Source organism: Nocardioides sp. (assembly GCF_044226305.1).
Taxonomy (GTDB): Bacteria; Actinomycetota; Actinomycetes; order Propionibacteriales; family Nocardioidaceae; genus Nocardioides.
This window is the reverse complement of record NZ_JBGAHF010000026.1, coordinates 1-17,463: the sequence shown is the minus strand read 5'-3', so window position 1 is coordinate 17,463 and position 17,463 is coordinate 1. Positions and strand designations below refer to the sequence as shown.

At 72.8% G+C, this 17,463-nt stretch carries 18 protein-coding genes; 10 read left to right on the top strand and 8 right to left on the bottom strand.

Features of this window, described 5'->3' with window-relative positions; translation table 11 throughout:
* Positions 1-33 precede the first annotated feature (33 nt).
* From ACILQ5_RS19785 to gcvT, 3 genes are read right to left on the bottom strand one after another with little or no spacing between them, the layout of a single operon-like run.
* Positions 34-1,578, bottom strand: a complete 1,545-nt coding sequence (locus tag ACILQ5_RS19785; RefSeq protein WP_395659746.1) for a sigma factor-like helix-turn-helix DNA-binding protein — start codon at positions 1,576-1,578, stop codon at positions 34-36.
* A gap of 22 nt (positions 1,579-1,600) precedes the next feature.
* Positions 1,601-1,858 carry a hypothetical protein gene (locus ACILQ5_RS19780; protein ID WP_395659745.1) on the bottom strand — a complete coding sequence of 86 codons (258 nt, stop codon included), beginning with the start codon at positions 1,856-1,858 and terminating at the stop codon, positions 1,601-1,603.
* On the bottom strand, positions 1,858-2,961 hold the full coding sequence (gcvT, locus tag ACILQ5_RS19775; RefSeq protein ID WP_395659744.1) for a glycine cleavage system aminomethyltransferase GcvT: 1,104 nt from the start codon (positions 2,959-2,961) through the stop codon (positions 1,858-1,860). The genes ACILQ5_RS19780 and gcvT overlap by 1 nt, the downstream gene beginning before the upstream one ends.
* 53 nt (positions 2,962-3,014) lie before the next feature.
* On the opposite strand from gcvT, the gene ACILQ5_RS19770 reads away from it, so the two are divergent.
* A complete protein-coding gene (locus ACILQ5_RS19770) occupies positions 3,015-4,514 on the top strand; it encodes a leucyl aminopeptidase (protein ID WP_395659743.1) in 1,500 nt (499 codons plus the stop codon).
* Positions 4,515-4,517: 3 nt separating this feature from the next.
* Here the strand turns inward: ACILQ5_RS19770 and ACILQ5_RS19765 are convergent, their stop codons facing one another.
* Positions 4,518-4,877 carry a hypothetical protein gene (locus ACILQ5_RS19765; protein ID WP_395659742.1) on the bottom strand — a complete coding sequence of 120 codons (360 nt, stop codon included), beginning with the start codon at positions 4,875-4,877 and terminating at the stop codon, positions 4,518-4,520.
* 94 nt (positions 4,878-4,971) lie between these two features.
* Here ACILQ5_RS19765 and lpdA point away from each other — a divergent pair, with 94 nt between their 5' ends.
* The 3 genes from lpdA to ACILQ5_RS19750 all read left to right on the top strand — a co-directional run bounded on the left by lpdA (position 4,972) and on the right by ACILQ5_RS19750 (position 9,224).
* Positions 4,972-6,351 (top strand): dihydrolipoyl dehydrogenase, encoded by a 1,380-nt coding sequence (gene lpdA, locus ACILQ5_RS19760; protein WP_395659741.1) that lies wholly within the window; start codon positions 4,972-4,974, stop codon positions 6,349-6,351.
* A gap of 33 nt (positions 6,352-6,384) precedes the next feature.
* Positions 6,385-8,208 (top strand): 2-oxoglutarate dehydrogenase, E2 component, dihydrolipoamide succinyltransferase, encoded by a 1,824-nt coding sequence (sucB, locus tag ACILQ5_RS19755; RefSeq protein WP_395659740.1) that lies wholly within the window; start codon positions 6,385-6,387, stop codon positions 8,206-8,208.
* A gap of 119 nt (positions 8,209-8,327) precedes the next feature.
* Complete coding sequence (locus tag ACILQ5_RS19750; RefSeq protein WP_395659739.1) at positions 8,328-9,224, top strand: TIGR01777 family oxidoreductase; 897 nt, start codon at positions 8,328-8,330, stop codon at positions 9,222-9,224.
* 14 nt (positions 9,225-9,238) lie between these two features.
* Here the strand turns inward: ACILQ5_RS19750 and ACILQ5_RS19745 are convergent, their stop codons facing one another.
* On the bottom strand, positions 9,239-9,643 hold the full coding sequence (locus tag ACILQ5_RS19745) for a hypothetical protein (protein WP_395659738.1): 405 nt from the start codon (positions 9,641-9,643) through the stop codon (positions 9,239-9,241).
* A gap of 70 nt (positions 9,644-9,713) precedes the next feature.
* Here ACILQ5_RS19745 and lipB point away from each other — a divergent pair, with 70 nt between their 5' ends.
* The 5 genes from lipB (at position 9,714) to ACILQ5_RS19720 (ending at position 14,106) form a co-directional block, all read left to right on the top strand.
* Complete coding sequence (gene lipB, locus ACILQ5_RS19740) at positions 9,714-10,418, top strand: lipoyl(octanoyl) transferase LipB (protein ID WP_395659737.1); 705 nt, start codon at positions 9,714-9,716, stop codon at positions 10,416-10,418.
* A gap of 80 nt (positions 10,419-10,498) precedes the next feature.
* Complete coding sequence (locus ACILQ5_RS19735; protein WP_395659736.1) at positions 10,499-11,410, top strand: ATP-binding cassette domain-containing protein; 912 nt, start codon at positions 10,499-10,501, stop codon at positions 11,408-11,410.
* Complete coding sequence (locus ACILQ5_RS19730; RefSeq protein ID WP_395659735.1) at positions 11,407-12,363, top strand: hypothetical protein; 957 nt, start codon at positions 11,407-11,409, stop codon at positions 12,361-12,363. The genes ACILQ5_RS19735 and ACILQ5_RS19730 overlap by 4 nt, the downstream gene beginning before the upstream one ends.
* Before the next feature lie 34 nt (positions 12,364-12,397).
* Positions 12,398-13,342: a lipoyl synthase gene (lipA, locus tag ACILQ5_RS19725; protein ID WP_395659734.1), complete on the top strand. Its 945-nt coding sequence runs from the start codon at positions 12,398-12,400 to the stop codon at positions 13,340-13,342.
* Positions 13,343-13,386: 44 nt separating this feature from the next.
* Entirely contained in the window at positions 13,387-14,106 is a 720-nt protein-coding gene (locus ACILQ5_RS19720) for a DUF4191 domain-containing protein (RefSeq protein WP_395659733.1), read from the top strand.
* Between the two features lie 111 nt (positions 14,107-14,217).
* Here the strand turns inward: ACILQ5_RS19720 and ACILQ5_RS19715 are convergent, their stop codons facing one another.
* The 3 genes from ACILQ5_RS19715 to ACILQ5_RS19705 all read right to left on the bottom strand — a co-directional run bounded on the left by ACILQ5_RS19715 (position 14,218) and on the right by ACILQ5_RS19705 (position 16,502).
* Positions 14,218-15,078: a hypothetical protein gene (locus ACILQ5_RS19715; RefSeq protein ID WP_395659732.1), complete on the bottom strand. Its 861-nt coding sequence runs from the start codon at positions 15,076-15,078 to the stop codon at positions 14,218-14,220.
* Between the two features lie 89 nt (positions 15,079-15,167).
* On the bottom strand, positions 15,168-16,034 hold the full coding sequence (locus ACILQ5_RS19710) for a DUF6612 family protein (RefSeq protein ID WP_395659731.1): 867 nt from the start codon (positions 16,032-16,034) through the stop codon (positions 15,168-15,170).
* Between the two features lie 51 nt (positions 16,035-16,085).
* Positions 16,086-16,502, bottom strand: a complete 417-nt coding sequence (locus tag ACILQ5_RS19705; protein WP_395659730.1) for an RDD family protein — start codon at positions 16,500-16,502, stop codon at positions 16,086-16,088.
* Between the two features lie 203 nt (positions 16,503-16,705).
* Here ACILQ5_RS19705 and ACILQ5_RS19700 point away from each other — a divergent pair.
* On the top strand, positions 16,706-17,463 hold a 758-nt coding region (locus ACILQ5_RS19700), incomplete at its 3' end, for a glutamine synthetase beta-grasp domain-containing protein (protein ID WP_395659729.1).

The window sequence follows — 17,463 nt, the reverse complement described above, 5'->3', positions numbered from 1 at the left end:
GTGCACCGACATCGGCCCTGTGCACGTCGGGGATCAGTCCGCGAAGAACGGCGTGCCGCCCTGCGTCGGCACGGGCTCCACGTCGTGGCAGGTCATCGATCCGACCTCGCCGACGACCGGGGTGCACCGCCGCAGGACCGGCACCGTGCTCGGCCCGCCGTCGACCGCACCCCGGTCGGCCGCCTTCACGACGAAGTAGTCGAGGCCGTCACCGGCCTCGAACGCCGTGTCGAGCACCCGCTCGTCCGGGGCGATCCCGGTCGGGTGCGGTTCGCCGTCACCGACGTCGTAGAGCAGCGGTGTGTACGCCGGACCAGGCTCACCCGGGCCGGGGCGTCGGGTGACGAGGTGGATGGCGTCCCCCGAGAGGATCGCGCCGATGCCCGGCCGGCTGTACACGATGTAGGCGAAGGAGCGCGCGACCTGGATCCGACGGCCGACCTGGTAGACCTCCGTGTCGTAGCCGACCGCGGCGAGCTCGTGGTCGCCGACCCGCACCGGTCCGGCGCCGGGATCGGCCGGCGACCAGACGACGAGACCCGCGTCGGTCTGGGTGAAGACCCGGCTCTGGTCGAGGGCGACCAGGCGGGTCCCCGGGGAGACCGCGAGCGTCTCGACGACGGCGTCGGTGATGGTCGACCAGACCACGACGCGCACCCCGGTCTCCTCCGGGTGCAGCCAGACCGCCCACCCGTCACCGCCCGACCCGAGCACCGTGGACCCGGGCACGGCCGTCCCGATGACCGTCCGCGCGCCGGCGCCGTCGACGATCCCGACCGTGCCGTCCTGGTCGACGTAGGCGACGCTCTCCCCGACGGCCGCGGCGTCCGTGACGCCGGGCAGCTCGACCACCACGGTCCGCAGGTGCAGCCGCCCGGCGGCGTACCACGGAGTCCCCACGGGATTGCGCTGGGCGACCACGTGCAGCGGCGGCGCCGAGGGCGCGGGGGCCGCGGTCCGGGTGGTGACCCACACGCCGGTCCCGGTCGCGACGACCAGGACGGCGGCCACGGCCAGGCCCACCCGCCGTCGGCGCCGGCGCATCTCGCGCACCCGTGCGCCCACCTCGTCGTACGGGGGCGGGGACACGTCGATGGTCGCGGTCGCGGCGCGGACGGCGTCCTCGGACCGGAGCTCCGGGTCCAGCGCGGCCAGGGCGTCGGCCACGCGCCGGTCGATCGTCTCGAGCGGCAGGTCGAGCACGTCCGCGACCTGGGCGCGGTCGAGGCCGGCGGCCCGGTGGAGCACGAACGCCTCGCGCTGCTCGGCCGCGAGCCCGGCCAGCTGCCGCTGCAGCAGCAGACGAAGCCGCTCCGCCTCGGTCGGGTCCTCGGGCACCGGCAGCGCCACCGGCTCCACCTCGCCGCGCGGGCGGACGTCGAGGACTGCCCGGTGCACCTCCACGTCGACGTCATCGAGCTCCCGGATGTCGCGCCACGCCTCGCGGCAGCGGGCGAAGCCGGTCAGGCAGGCCTCCTCCGCGACCGGTTGCGGCAGCCCGAGGAGCACGAGCGTGCGCACCAGCCCACCCCACCGCGCCACGAGGTAGGCGGTGAAGTCGGCGTCGTCCCCGGCCATGGGGGCATTGTCCGCCCGTCGGTCAGGCGTGCAGCGACATCGGCCCGTAGACCCTGCGGTCGTGCTCGAAGAGGGTGACCCCGTCGACGCCCTCGACGACCAGGTCGGACCAGATCTCCCCGACCCAGGACTCGGCGTCGGCCTGGGAGGCAAACCGCTGGCCGGCGAGGTCGCCGGCGACGGTCACCTCCGCACCGGCGCCGTCCTCGAGGCGCCACCACCAGGGGCGGTCGGCCGGCGCGGGCTGGCGGAAGGTGGGCGGGTGCTCGGGCAGGTTCATCAGGACTCCCGGACGGAGGGGTCGAGGAACGGCGGCTTGGTCAGCTGGAAGATCTCCCGACGGCCACGGACGTCGACGCCCACCTCGGCGTCGGGGGCCACGAGGGACGGCACCAGGGCCAGCCCGATGCCCTTGCGCAGCGTGGGCGAGAAGGTGCCCGACGTGACCTCGCCGAGCAGCACGTCGGGGGTCAGGCTGACGGTCATGTGCGGGCGCGGGATGCCGCGGCCGGTCGCCACCAGGCCGCGCAGCACCCGCTTCGGGCCCTCGGCGCGCTCGGCGGTCAGCACGTCCCGGCCCCAGAACGCGTCCTTGGTCCACCCGACCGCCCAGCCGAGCCGGGCCTCGTTCGGGGTGACGTCGAGGGAGATGTCCTGGCCGTGCAGCGGGTAGCCCATCTCGGTGCGCAGCGTGTCCCGGGCGCCGAGGCCGCACGGCAGGATGCCGAACGGCTCGCCGGCGGCGAGGATCGCGTCCCACAGCGGCACGGCGACGTCGTTGGGGGCGACCAGCTCGTAGCCGCGCTCGCCGGTGTAGCCGGTGCGGCACACGACGACCGTCTCACCCTCGAAGGGGGCCTCGGCGAAGGACATGTAGTCGTGCCCGACCGGCAGGCCGAGCGCGGAGAGCACCTCGTCGGACCGGGTGCCCTGGACCGCGAGGACCGCGTAGTCGCGGTGCCGGTCGGTGACGGCGACGCCGTCGGGGGCCTCGGCCCGGAGCCGGCGCACGACCTCGGCGGTGTTGGCGGCGTTCGGCACCAGCAGCACGCGGTCGTCGCCGTACAGGTAGGCGATCAGGTCGTCGACGACCCCGCCGGACGCGTCGTCGCAGCACAGCGTGTACTGCGCCTGCCCGGGCCCGATCCGGCGCAGGTCGTTGGTCAGCGAGCGGTTGACGAACTCCGCCGCTCCCGGCCCCTCGACGGTCGCCTTGCCGAGGTGGCTGACGTCGAACACGCCGACCGCCTCGCGCACGGCCGTGTGCTCCTTGACCACGCCGGCGGCGTACTCGAGGGGCATCGACCAGCCGCCGAACTCCGCGAACTTCGCGCCGAGGGCCGCGTGCCGGTCGTGCAGGGGTGACTGAAGCAGCTCCGCCATGGCCGCGAACCTACCCCAGCGGCCGCCAGGGGCCGGACGTCTATCCTGCCCCGGTGACGTCGTACACGCTCCGCAGCGCCAGCCCAGCCAAGACCCGATGCGATGCGGTGGTGGTCGGCGTCCGTCAGGGCTCCGGTGGTCCCGAGCTCGACGAGGCCGGGGCCGACGTGGCGAAGGCCTACGGCCGCAAGCTCCGCCCGCTGCTCGCCAGCCTGGGCGTCACCGGCAAGACCGGTGAGGTCCTCAAGGTGCCGACCAGCGGCGCGCTGCCCTCACCCCTCCTCGTGCTCGTCGGCCTGGGCAAGAAGCAGGACGCCACCGCCGTACGCCGGGCGGCCGGTGTCGCCGCCCGTGCCGTGACCAACGCGGCCTCGGTGGCGCTGGCGCTGCCGGCCGACACCCCCGAGCTGGTCCGCGCGGTGACCGAGGGCTACGAGCTCGGCGCCTACACGTTCACGACGTACAAGAAGGAGGCGAAGAGCACCGCCCCGGGCGAGCTCGTCGTGCTCAGCCCCGGCGCCCGCCGCAAGGAGGTCGTCGCCGCCTTCGAGGAGGCGCGGGTCGTCACCCGGGCCGTCGCGGCCACCCGCGACTGGGTGAACGTGCCGCCGGGCGACCTGACGCCGCCGCTGTTCGCCGACGCGGTCGTCGCGGCGACCAAGGAGCTGACGAAGGGGCGGGGGGCGCCCAAGGTCGGGATCCGGGTCCTCGACGAGGAGGAGCTCGCCGAGCTCGGCTGCGGCGGCATCCTGGGCGTGGGGGCCGGCTCGTCGGCGCCGCCGCGCCTGGTCGAGCTGACCTACGCGCCGAAGGGCGCGAAGCACCACCTCGCGCTCGTCGGCAAGGGCATCACCTTCGACTCCGGCGGCCTCACCATCAAGCCGGCCGCGAGCATGAACGAGATGAAGTCCGACATGGCCGGCGCCGCCGCGGTCGTGCAGGCGACCTACGCGATCGCCGCGCTCGGGCTGCCGGTGCGGGTGAGCACCTTCGCGCCGATGGCCGAGAACATGGTGTCCGGGTCCTCGATCCGGCCCGGCGACGTGCTGACGACCTACGGCGGCCGCACGGTCGAGGTGTCCAACACCGACGCCGAGGGGCGGCTGGTGCTGGCCGACGCGCTGGTGCGCGCGACCGAGCTGGCCCCGGACGCGATCGTCGACGTCGCCACGCTGACCGGCCACATGGTGGTCGCGCTCGGCGACCGGGTCTCCGGCGTGATGGGGAGCGACGAGGTGGTCGCCGACGTGCTGGCGGCCGCCGCGACGGCCGGCGAGGACATGTGGCCGATGCCGATCCCCGAGGTGATGTCCGAGCGGATCACCAGCAGCAAGGTCGCCGACCTCGCCCAGCACGACTGGATCCGCTGGGGCGGCGGGCTGTTCGCGGCCGCGTTCCTGCGCGAGTTCACCGCCGGCATCCCGTGGGCGCACCTCGACATCGCCGGGCCGTCGTTCAACTCCGGCAGCGCGTGGGGCCACGTCACCCCCGGTGGCACCGGCGTCGCCGTCGCGACCCTGGTCGACCTGGCGCGCGCGGTGGCCGAGCGGTAGGGGCTACTCCCCCATCAGCTTCTTGCGGCGGTTGTAGTCGCGCATCCGCTGCGGGATGCCGACCACGGCGGCGTCGTACGACGGCACCTCGTTGCGGTTGCAGAAGTCGTGCGCCCAGGCGACCGACGGCACCCGGCGCCGGGTCCACTCCCCGTCGTGCGCGACGAGGAGCAGCGTGACGTCGCTGACCGCGGTGCGCGGCTCGACGAACCCCTCGACGCCGCGGCGCTCGGAGACCCACCCCTGGAGGTGCTCGACGTCGGTCGCGTCCGAGGCCCGCACCTGGGTCGAGCCGGTGCGGTAGCCGTCGCTCGCCGGTCGTCGCATCCGTGGTCCGCGCCGGAACCGGTCCATCCATGACATGCGACAAGTGTGCCCGGTTGGAGGGCATCGCGTTGCTACTGGGGCGTAGGAGGACCGGTGTGGACACGTCAGGCGGAAGTGCAAGGATGGGCCCGTGGCGGATCCCGACTTCGACGTGCTCATCCTCGGCGCCGGCTCCGGTGGCTACGCGTGTGCCCTACGAGCAGCCCAGCTCGGGCTGACCGTGGGCCTGGTGGAGAAGGGCGACCTCGGCGGCACCTGCCTGCACGTGGGCTGCATCCCGACCAAGGCGCTGCTCCACGCGGCGGAGGTCGCCGACCAGACCCGCGACTCCGCCGCGTTCGGCGTGCAGGCCACCCTCGAGGGCATCGACATGGCCGGGGTCAACGCCTACAAGGACGGCGTCGTCTCCCGCCTCTTCAAGGGCCTCACCGGCCTGGTCAAGGGGCGCGGGATCACCGTGGTCGAGGGCGCCGGCCGGCTCACCGGACCGCGCGAGGTCACCGTCGACGGCCGCGCCTGGACCGGCCGCCACGTCGTGCTCGCCACCGGCTCCTACGCCCGCAGCCTGCCCGGCCTCGAGGTCGACGGCGAGCGGGTGATCACCTCCGAGCACGCGCTGCGCCTCGACCGGGTGCCGGCGTCGGTCGTGGTCCTCGGCGGAGGCGTCATCGGCTGCGAGTTCGCCAGCGTCTGGCGCTCCTTCGGGGCCGAGGTGACGATCGTCGAGGCGCTGCCCCGCCTGGTGGCCGCGGAGGACGAGGCGTCCTCGAAGGCCCTCGAGCGGGCGTTCCGGAAGCGCAAGATCGCGTTCCGCACCGGCACGCCGTTCCAGAGCGTCAAGACCACCGACACCGGCGTGGCCGTCACCGTCGAGGGCGGTGACGTGATCGAGGCCGAGCTGCTGCTCGTCGCGGTCGGCCGCGGCCCGGTCACCGACGGGCTCGGGTACGACGAGCAGGGTGTCGCGATGGAGCGCGGGTTCGTCACCACCGACGAGCGCTGCCGCACCAGCCTCGAGGGCGTGTACGCCGTCGGCGACATCGTGCCGGGCCTCCAGCTCGCCCACCGCGGGTTCCAGCAGGGCATCTTCGTGGCCGAGGACATCGCCGGGCTGGATCCCCGCCCGGTGGACGAGGCGGGCATCCCGCGGGTGACGTACTCCCACCCGGAGGTCGCCTCGGTCGGCCTCGACGAGGCGACCGCCGCGTCGACGTACGGCGCCGACGGCATCGAGACCCTCACCTACGACCTCGGCGGCAACGGCAAGAGCCAGATCCTGCGGACCCAGGGCTTCGTGAAGCTGGTCCGCCGCAAGGACGGCCCCGTCGTCGGTGTCCACCTGGTGGGCGACCGGGTCGGCGAGCTCATCGGCGAGGCGCAGTTGATCTACAACTGGGAGGGGTACCCCGAGGACGTGGCCCCGCTGGTCCACGCCCACCCGACCCAGAACGAGGCTCTCGGGGAGGCGCACCTCGCGCTCGCCGGCAAGCCGCTGCATGCCCACTCCTGAACGACCACACCCGAACAGAAGCGAAGGAAGTCCATGGCCACCGAAGTCAACCTGCCGGCGCTCGGCGAGTCCGTCACCGAAGGCACCGTCACCCGCTGGCTCAAGCAGGTCGGCGACTCGGTGGCCGTCGACGAGCCGCTGCTCGAGGTCTCCACCGACAAGGTCGACACCGAGATCCCCTCGCCGGTCGCCGGCACCCTGCTCGAGATCAAGGCGCAGGAGGACGACACCGTCGAGGTCGGCGCCGTGCTCGCGGTCATCGGTGACGAGGGCGAGTCCGCCGGCGACGGCGGGTCCGACGCCCAGGACGAGGCGCAGGCCGAGCCGGAGCCCGAGCCCGAGAAGGAGCCGGAGCCGGAGCCGGAGCCGGAGCCCGAGGAGGAGCAGGCCCAGGAGCCCGAGGCCGCCGAGGAGCCCGCCCCGGCGGGCGAGGAGGCCGAGAAGCCGACCGGCGGGACCCAGGACGCCGGCGGTTCCGGCACGGCGGTGACCCTGCCCGCGCTGGGCGAGTCGGTCACCGAGGGCACCGTCACCCGCTGGCTCAAGCAGGTCGGCGACGACGTGGCCGTCGACGAGCCGCTGCTCGAGGTCTCCACCGACAAGGTCGACACCGAGATCCCCTCGCCGGTCGCCGGCACCCTGCTCGAGATCAAGGTGCAGGAGGACGAGACCGTCGAGGTGGGCGCCGAGCTCGCCGTCGTCGGCTCCGGCCAGCCGTCCGCGCCGGCCGAGGAGAAGCAGCCCGAGCCTGAGCCCGAGAAGGAGCCCGAGCCGGAGCCGGAGCCCGAGCCCGAGCCGGAGAAGGAGCCGGAGCCGGAGCCCGCGAAGCAGGAGTCGACGCCCGCACCGGCGTCCGCCCCGGAGTCCGCGCCGGTGACCCCGGCCGCCGAGACCCGGTCCGAGGATGGCGGCGACGACGGTCCCGGGTATGTCACTCCCCTGGTCCGCAAGATGGCGGCGCAGCACGACGTCGACCTGGCCACCGTGACCGGCACCGGCGTCGGCGGCCGGATCCGCAAGCAGGACGTCCTCGACGCGGCGGCCAAGGCCCAGCAGGCGGCCCAGCAGGCGGCGCAGCAGCCGGCCGCGGCACCGGCCGCACCTGCGGCGGCCTCGTCGGCGCCCGCACCCGCGGCTCCGTCGCCGCTGCGGGGCACGACCGAGAAGCTCTCGCGGCTGCGCAAGATCATCGCGACGCGGATGGTCGAGTCGCTGCAGTCCTCGGCGCAGCTGACCCAGGTCATGGAGGTCGACGTCACCAACATCGCGCGGCTGCGCGACGCCGAGAAGGCGGACTTCCTGGCCCGCGAGGGCGTGAAGCTGACCTACCTGCCCTTCTTCGCGAAGGCGGCGATCGACGCGCTCAAGGTGCACCCGTCGCTGAACGCGACGATCGACACCGAGGCCGGCGAGGTCACCTACTTCGACCGCGAGCACCTCGCGATCGCGGTGGACAGCGAGAAGGGGCTGCTGACCCCGGTGATCAAGGACGCCGGGGACCTCTCGGTGGCCGGCCTGGCCAAGAAGATCGCCGACGTGGCCGGCCGCACCCGCACCAACAAGATCGGCCCGGACGAGCTGTCCGGTGGCACCTTTACGATCACCAACCTCGGCAGCTTCGGGGCGCTCTTCGACACCCCGATCATCAACAAGCCGCAGGTCGCGATCCTGGGGCCGGGCGCGGTCGTCAAGCGCCCGGTGGTCATCGACGACCCGAACCTGGGCGAGACCATCGCCGTGCGCTACATGGTCTACCTGTCGCTGACCTACGACCACCAGCTGGTCGACGGCGCCGACGCCGGCCGGTTCCTCCAGGACGTCAAGCAGCGCCTCGAGGCCGGTCAGTTCGAGATCTGACCGGCACCCGCACCGGCAGCGGCCCGGACCGACTCCTCGTCGGTCCGGGCCGTCGCACGTCGCGGCCGCGGGGGCGGACACGGGCGACGGCGGCTTGGGGGCTCTGACACGCTGGCCCCATGCCGCTGAACGTCGTCATCGCCGGATCATCCGGGTTCCTGGGGACCCACCTGTCCGCAGAGCTGGTGCGACGCGGGCACTCCGTGGTCGCGCTGGTGCGTCGGCCGACCTCCGCGCCAGACGAGTCGACCTGGGACCCCTACGCGGGCGTCTACGACCGCGAGGTCCTCGGGGCGGCGGACGTGGTCGTCAACCTCGCGGGCGCCCCCACCGCGGGCAACCCGCACTCCGGGAAGTGGGCGCGCGAGCTGCGCGAGAGCCGGGTCACCACCACCCGGGTGCTCGCCGGCGCCGTGGCCGGGAGCGAGCGGAGGCCGACGTACCTCGCCGGCAACGGCATCTCCTGGTACGGCGACCGCGGGGCCGAGGTGCTGACCGAGGACTCCGGCCCCGGCGCCGGTGGGCTGCTCACCGACGTCAGCCACGAGTGGCAGGACGCGGCGGGCCCGGCCGTCGACGCCGGCGCGCGGGTCTGCTTCCTGCGCACCTCCCCGGTCATGGACCGCCGCGCGGCGCCGCTCAAGCAGCTGCGGTTGCTCTTCCGGCTCGGGCTCGGCGCCCGGCTCGGCAACGGCCGCCAGTACATGCCGATGATCTCGCTGCGGGACTGGGTCGGCGCCGTCGCCCACCTCGCCGAGCACGACGACGTCAGCGGCCCGGTCAACCTGTGCTGCCCGACGACCCCGACGAACGCCGAGTTCACCGACGCGCTCGCCCGGGCGGTGAGCCGCAAGGCGTTGCTCGCCGCGCCGGCCTTCGCGGTCCGGACCGGCGCCGGCGACCTGGCCGCCGAGGTCCTCGGGTCCATCAACGCCCGCCCTGCGGTGCTCGAGGGCGCGGGCTACCGGTTCTCCGACCGCACCGTCCACGAGGTCGTGCGGGCCGGTCTCGGCTGACGCCCACCCGCAGGTCACCTGACCGAGGCGACGCGCCACTCCCCCGCGACCCGGCGCAGCGTGACCAGGTGCCGGCTCGGCCGGTCCCGCGGCAGCGCCTCCGGGCCCGGCGCGACCACCCCGTCGGCGAGCCGGTCGGTCACGTCGAGCTCCAGCCGCGTCGGGGTGCGCGCGCGGACCCGGACGGCGAGCAGCTGCATCCGCAGGCCCTCGACCCGCAGCCCGCGCGCCTGCCAGGCCCGCAGCATCGCCGCGTCGGCGCGACCGGCCGCCGACCGAGGCGTGTAGAGGCCGCGCAGGTCGGCCACGTCGCCCGCCGCCCACGCCTGGGCGCGGCGCGCGTCCCAGGCGTGCAGGACCTCGGCAGGGGTCGGGCCCAGGGCGAGCACCGCCGGCAGCAGCAGGTGGAGCGGGTTCACGAGGGAGGTGTACCCGCTCGGCGGGTCCGGCCCGGCGCTCGTCCACAGGCCGGCGCGTAGGCTCGACGCCGTGGACTTCGAGGACGCCGGCACCGTCGACTACCGCGCCGCGTGGGACCTGCAGCGCGACGTGCACGCGCAGGTCGTGGCCGGGGAGCGCCCCGACACCGTGCTGCTCCTCGAGCACCCGCCCGTCTTCACCGCCGGCAAGCGCACCGAGCCGCACGAGCGGCCGCTCGACCCGGGCGGCGCCGAGGTCATCGACGTCGACCGCGGCGGCAAGATCACCTTCCACGGCCCCGGTCAGCTGGTCGGCTACCCGATCGTCACGCTGCCCGACCACGTCAAGGTCGTCGACTACGTCCGCCGCGTCGAGGAGGCGCTGATCCGGGTCTGCGCCGACCTCGGGGTCGTCACCGCGCGGGTGCCGGGCCGCAGCGGGGTGTGGCTCCGCGCGGACGACCGCGGGCCCGAGCGCAAGGTCGCAGCGATCGGCATCCGGGTCAGCCGGGGCGTGACCATGCACGGCTTCGCGCTCAACTGCGACGTCGACCTGGGGTGGTACGACCGCTTCGTGCCCTGCGGGATCGCCGACGCCGGCGTCACCTCGCTGAGCCACGAGCTGGGCCGCGACGTGACCGTCGCCGACGTCGTACCTGCCGTCGAGGCACAGCTCGCGCACTACCTCGCCTGGGGTCCCTACGACGCCACCCCGGACTACGAGCCCCGTCCCGAGCCGGGCCGCACGCCGCGCATCGAGCTGCTCACGCCCTGACGGCGCGTCCTGACCGGCTCCGGGGCCGCCGGCTGCTTGGATCTCCGGACGCCCAGATCGGGATGGGACGGGGGTAGGTCGTGAGCGAGCTGGTCATCGAGGCCACCGGGTTGCGCAAGGAGTTCCGCACGCGCCGCGGCACGAGGGTCGCGGTCGCCGACCTGGACCTGGCGGTGCCGGCGGGCGGCGTGCACGGCTTCCTGGGCCCGAACGGGTCGGGCAAGACGACGACGATCCGGATGCTGCTCGGCCTCGCCCGGGCGACCGCCGGCCGGATGCAGCTGCTCGGCCACGACGTGCCGCGGCTGCTGCCCGCGGTCGCCGACCGGGTCGGGGCGGTCGTCGAGAGCCCGAAGTTCTCCCCCAACTTCACCGGACGGCAGAACCTCACGCTGCTCGCGCGCTCCATCGGCGCCCCCACGACGAGGGTCGACGCCGCGGTCGAGACCGTCGGCCTGAGCGGGCGCGACCGCGACCGCTACAAGTCCTACTCGCTCGGGATGAAGCAGCGCCTGGCGATCGCCGCGACCCTGCTCAAGGACCCGGACCTGCTGATCCTCGACGAGCCGACCAACGGCCTCGACCCGGCCGGCATCCGCGAGATCCGCGAGACCATCCGCGACCTCGGCGAGTCCGGCGTCACCGTGCTGCTGAGCTCGCACATCCTGGCCGAGGTCCAGCAGGTCTGCACCTCGGCCACGATCATCGGCCAGGGACGGCTGCTCGCCTCCGGTCGCGTCGACGAGCTGGTCGGCACGAGCACGGCCTACCGCGTCGGGGCGCCCGACCCGGCGGCCGCCCGGCGGGTGCTCTCCGACGCCGGCTTCGCGGTCACCGACGAGCTGGTGGTCGAGACCGACCGGCCCGCGGCGGTCACCGAGGCGCTGGGCGGGGCCGGCATCTGGCTGACCGAGCTGACGCCGGTACGCCGCGACCTCGAGGCGGTCTTCCTCGAGCTGACCGCCGGCACCGAGCTCGGGGGCGACCGATGAGGCTGCTCGGGGTCGAGCTGACCCGGCTCCGTTGGCGGCGGGCCGTCCTGCTGCTGCTCCTCCTCGCCGTCGCCCTCCCGGCCCTGGTCGGGGTCTCACGGGTCTGGTCGACCCGTCCGGTCACCGAGAGCGAGATCGCCAGCGCCCGACAGCTGGGAGCGGAGGAGATCTCGCGGTGCGCCGAGCACCCGCGCCGCTACGGCCTGCCGAAGGACGCCTCCGAGGCGCGCTGCTCGGACCTCGTCGTCGGCTGGTACACCGGCCACGAGAAGCTCAGCCTCGCGGGCGAGCGGGACGGCGGCTCCGGCATGGGCGTCGTCGCCGTGCTCACCACCCTGCTGCTCCTCGTCGGCACGACGTTCGCCGGCCACGACTGGAACAGCGGCTCGATGAGCAACCAGGTGCTGTTCGAACCGCGCCGGCTCCGGCTCTGGTCGGCGAAGGGGGTGGCGGTGACGCTCGTCGCGCTCGTGACCGCGGTCGTCGTCAGCTCGGCGTACTGGCTGGCGATCTGGGCGACGATGCGGGCGCGGGACCTGCCGGTCCTCGACGGGTCGCTCAGCGACTCGTTGTCCTACGGGCTCCGGGGCGCCGGGTTCGCGGCGGCCGCCGCCCTCGGCGGCTACGCGCTCACGATGCTGTTCCGCAGCACCGTCGCGACCGTCGGCGTGCTGTTCGCGGTCTCCGTGGCCGGCGGCGTGCTCATCGCGCTGCTCGGCCTCAGCGAGCACTGGCAGCCGCAGAAGAACGTGGCGGCGATCGTGAAGAACGGCACCAGCTACTACGTCGAGCCGCCTCGCTCCTGCGAGAGCCGGAGGATCGTGCCCGGGGACGACGAGTGCAGCCCCGTGCGCGCCCTGCCGCTCACGGACGGGGTGGCCTACTACGGCACCGCGCTGGTGGCGACGGTCGGCGCCTCGCTGCTCCTCTTCCGGCGCCGCGACGTGCCCTGAGCCGCGCTGGCCCGGCCGCGTAGACTCGGTCCACGTGACACAAGCTCCCTCGTCCGACGGCCGCAAGCTGCTCCGACTCGAGGTCCGCAACGCGGAGACCCCGATCGAACGCAAGCCCGAGTGGATCAAGACCCGGGCGAAGATGGGCCCGGAGTACAAGCACCTGCAGAGCCTGGTGAAGTCCGAGGGACTCCACACGGTCTGCCAGGAGGCCGGCTGTCCCAACATCTTCGAGTGCTGGGAGGACCGGGAGGCGACGTTCCTCATCGGTGGCGACCAGTGCACCCGGCGCTGCGACTTCTGCCAGATCGACACCGGCAAGCCGCAGCCCCTGGACCGTGACGAGCCGCGCCGCGTGGCCGAGTCCGTCCAGAAGATGGGGCTGCGCTACGCCACCATCACCGGCGTCGCCCGCGACGACCTGGAGGACGGCGGCGCCTGGCTGTACGCCGAGACGGTCCGCGCGATCCACGAGCTCAACCCCGACACCGGGGTGGAGAACCTGATCCCGGACTTCAACGGCAAGCCCGACCTCTTGCGCGAGGTCTTCGAGTCCCGTCCCGAGGTGCTGGCCCACAACGTCGAGACGGTGCCGCGGATCTTCAAGCGGATCCGTCCGGCGTTCCGCTACGAGCGGTCCCTGGACGTGCTCACCCAGGCCCGCGACTTCGGCCTGGTCACCAAGTCGAACCTGATCCTCGGCATGGGCGAGACCCGTGAGGAGGTCTCCCAGGCGCTGCGCGACCTGCACGAGGCCGGCTGCGAGCTGGTCACGATCACCCAGTACCTCCGGCCCTCGGTGCGGCACCACCCGGTCGAGCGGTGGGTCAAGCCCGAGGAGTTCGTCGAGCTCGCCGCCGAGGCCGAGGAGATCGGGTTCTCCGGCGTGCTCTCCGGTCCCCTGGTCCGTTCGTCGTACCGCGCCGGCCGGTTGTACCGTCAGGCTGTCGAGGCGCGCGCCGACGTGGTCAGCGCGTAACCTCCGACCTCACCACCAGCAACTCGAGCAGCAGAAGGCAGACGATGGCGAAGGACCCGAAGCCGGTCGACCCCGACAAGATGAGCCGCCGCAAGCAGTTCGTCGAGACCTACCGGATGGCCAGCCGGTCCGACCCGCGCCTGGCGCTGTGGCTGCTCGGCTCGTTCGTGCTGGGCTCCGCGGTCGGCTTCGTGGTGTTCTGGCTGCTGCTGCCCACCAACGGCTTCCTCGGGACCGTCATCGCGGTGGTCGGCGCCCTCCTGCTCGGCACGCTGCTGGCGATGATCGTCTTCGGCCGGCGCGCCCAGAAGGCGGCGTACAACCAGATGGAGGGCCAGCCCGGTGCCGCCGCGGCGGCGCTGCGGATGCTGCGCCGCGGGTGGAAGTCCGACCCGGCCATCGCCTTCAACAAGCAGCAGGACGTCGTGCACCGGGTCGTCGGGCCTCCGGGCATCGTCCTCGTCGGCGAGGGCAACCCCAACCGCCTGCGCCAGCTGATGACCAACGAGCACCGCAAGCACGAGCGGGTCGTCGCCGACGTCCCGATCCACGAGGTGGTCTGCGGCAACGGCGAGGGTCAGGTGCCGCTGCCCAAGCTGGTCCGCCACGTGCAGAAGCTCGGCCGTCAGGTCAAGCCCGCCGAGATGACCGACGTGCTCAACCGGCTCAAGGCGCTCGACGCCAACCGCTCGGCGGTCCCGCTCCCCAAGGGCCCGGTGCCGACCAGCATGAAGGGCATGCGCCAGAACATGCGAGGGCGGTGACGCGCCAGCGGCACCGCCCATCGGTGGTCGAGCAAGCGCCCGGGGCCGCGACAGCGGACCCGACGGCGCGTGTCGAGACCCGGTGAGCCGAGAACGGACCTGAACGAACCCTCAGGCGTCGCCGGCCGACGGCGACGTCATCGAGCCCAGGTCCGGCGCCTCGGTGATCTCGTCCGGGGCGGGCGCGTCGATCGAGACGTCGGTGCCCCAGTCGTCGACGACCATGGTCATCGAGATCTTCTGGTCCATGATCGGGTACTCCGCCTCCATCTGCGCGAAGCGGTTCTCCTCGTCGAGCCAGAGGTCGTAGGTCACCGAGTCGGGCATCGCGCTCGCCGCCTCGCTCGGCAGGTCGGCCCCGAAGCCGTCGATGATCTTCTGCAGGTCGATCGTCAGCTCGTAGCGGTCGAGGTCGCGGCCGTCGACGGCCTCCTGGCCCTCGTAGGTCACCTCGTCGATCCCGGAGCGCATCGCGTCCAGGGCGCTGGCCGGGTCGCCCTGCTGGAGCATCTGGTCCAGGCCGGAGCCGGCCAGCGGGCCGTCGGAGGCGGACGGGTCGATCTTCCAGTACTTCTCGCCGGTCAGGCCGTCGCTCTGCAGGTACATGATCCCGTCGACCAGGAGCACGGTCGCGGCGCCGGCGCCCGGGATCGTCATCTCCATCCTCGTCGACGGCGGGTCGGTGGTGTAGTCGACCTCGCCCTTCGAGTCGATGGTCATCGGCCCGGTCGCCATCGTCATCGTCACGTGGGCGGTGGTCGACTGCTCGATCCCGTCGGTGACGGTGTCGACGAAGTCGTCGGGGTCGACCTGGTCACCCTCCTGGAGGTCGGAGAGCAGCGCGGCACCGACGGCCGGGTCCTTCGCCTCGGTGGATCCCCCGTCGTCGCCGCAGCCGGCGAGGCCGGCGGCGAGCAGCGGAGCCGTCGCCAGGGCGGCGAGCGAGCGGCGGGCGGCGAGCGAGCGGGTCATGGGATGCCTTTCCGAGAGTGGTCACCCCACTATCTCCCCCGCCGCCAAGCGCAAACCCCGGCGTACGGCGTCGGTGGACCCGGCGGGGATCAGCTGCTCGAGGAGCCGCCGAGCATCGAGCCGTCGGGCATCGTCATGATGTCGGACTCGGGCGGGGCCGAGATGTCCACCGGCTCGCCCCAGTTCGACATCGCGACCGTGACGCTGCCGAGGTCACCCATGGCCAGCTCGGTCTGGCGCATCATGCCGGCGTCGTCGGTCCAGATGTCGTAGGTGATGACGCTCGGGAGCTTCGACCCGCCGGTCGTGCCCAGGTCGCCCTGGAGGTCCCGGAACGCCTGGCTGCGCACCTTCATCGTGTAGTGGTGCATGCTCTCGCCGTCGACCTCCTCGTCGCCGACGTACGTCACGTCGTCGATGGCGCTCTCCATCTGCTCGAGCCCGGCGCCCGGGTCCATCTGGTCCATCAGACCGCCGCCGAGCGGCGAGTTCTTGCCACCCATGTCCATCTTGAGCCACTTGCCGTTGCCCAGCTGTGCCATCTGCATGTAGATGACGCCGTCGACGAGGCGGAACCCGATCTCGGCGTCCGCCTGGCTGGGGTCGGTCATCGTCATCGACATCTCGGGCGGGTTCGCCGAGTAGTCGACGTCGCCCTCCATCGTCATGTCGGACGGGCCGCCCGTCGTGGTCATCTTCAGGTGCGCGGTCGTCGCGTCCGTGAGGCTCCCGAGGACCTCGCTGACGAACTGCGAGGGGTCGACCGTCTCGCCGGCGGTCGGGGTCTCCGAGCCCTCCGTCGGGGACGCACTGGTGGCGTCGGTCGTCGAGGTCGTGGGCTCGTCCGCGGTGGTGTCGGTCGCGGTCGAGTCGTCGCTGTTGCAGGCGGTCAGGCCGAGGAGGCCGACCAGGAGGGCGGTGGCAGCCGCCGCCCGTCGTGCGGAGATGGAGCGCATACCGTCAGGCTAGTCCTGGCCCGGCCCGCGCCACCTGGCCCGTTCGGGTCATCACGACGGCCGATGGTCCCGGGCCTTCTGGCCGTCGAGCGTGACCGTCGCCGACCCCGCCACCAGGTCGTGCAGACCGCGCCGGTCGGGACGGAAGACGAGCGGGGGGATCACCAGCGCCACCAGGACGGCCCGGGCCAGCGAGCGCGCCGGGTCGATCCGGCCGCCGTCCTCGACCCGGACGACGCGGAGCCGGGTCGCGAGCTTGCCGAAGGACCCCCCGACGGTGCAGGTCAGGACCGCGGACTCCACGACGAAGACCAGCAGCGTGTAGAAGCTGCCCGGACCACCGGTGGTGCCGAAGACGGGGACGAAGACGCTCACCACGAGCAGCGAGGCGAACCAGTCGACCACCAGCGCCAGCACGCGCCGGCCCCAGGATGCGGTCTCGAACGGCAGGGTGGACGGCGTCGGCACGGGCGCCAGCGTAGGCGGGGCGAGCGACGGTCCAGGCGCCGACCACCTGTTACATGCCTGAAACAAACCGGATACGGTCGAGAAATCGCACCTGCATACGTTGCGAGCACCGTCCGGAGCAGCGTCGCCCCGGTCCCCCTGTTCGCAGGAAAATCACGGCTGACCAGTCACGGCTGACGCGAGCGTGCAGCCAAGGAGGACGAATGTTCCAGAACAGCGAAGAGCTGCTCAAGTACATCAAGGACGAGGGCGTCGAGATGGTCGACGTGCGCTTCGTCGACCTGCCCGGCATCGAGCAGCACTTCACCGTCCCGGTGTCGTCCTTCGACCAGTCGGTCTTCGACAACGGGCTGGCCTTCGACGGCTCGTCGATCCGGGGGTTCCAGGCGATCAACGAGTCCGACATGGCGCTGTTCCCGGACCCGTCGACGGCGTTCCTCGACCCGTTCCGGACCGCGAAGACGCTCAACATGAGCTTCTTCATCCACGACCCGATCACCGGCGAGGCCTACTCCCGCGACCCGCGCAACATCGCACGCAAGGCGCTGGCCTACCTCAACACCACCGGCATCGCGGACACCGCCTTCTTCGCGCCCGAGGCCGAGTTCTACATCTTCGACAGCGTCCGCTACTCCACCGGCGCCAACGAGGGCTACTACCACATCGACTCCGTCGAGGGCTGGTGGAACTCGGGCAAGGAGGGCGACAACCTCGGCTACAAGACCCGCTTCAAGGGCGGCTACTTCCCGGTGGCGCCGTACGACCACTACGGCGACCTCCGCGACGAGATGGTGAAGAACCTCGAGTCCTGCGGGCTGCTCGTCGAGCGCTCCCACCACGAGGTCGGCACCGCCGGCCAGGCCGAGATCAACTACAAGTTCGACACGCTGCTCAAGGCCGCGGACGACGTGATGAAGTTCAAGTACCTCATCAAGAACACCGCGTGGAACAACGGCAAGTC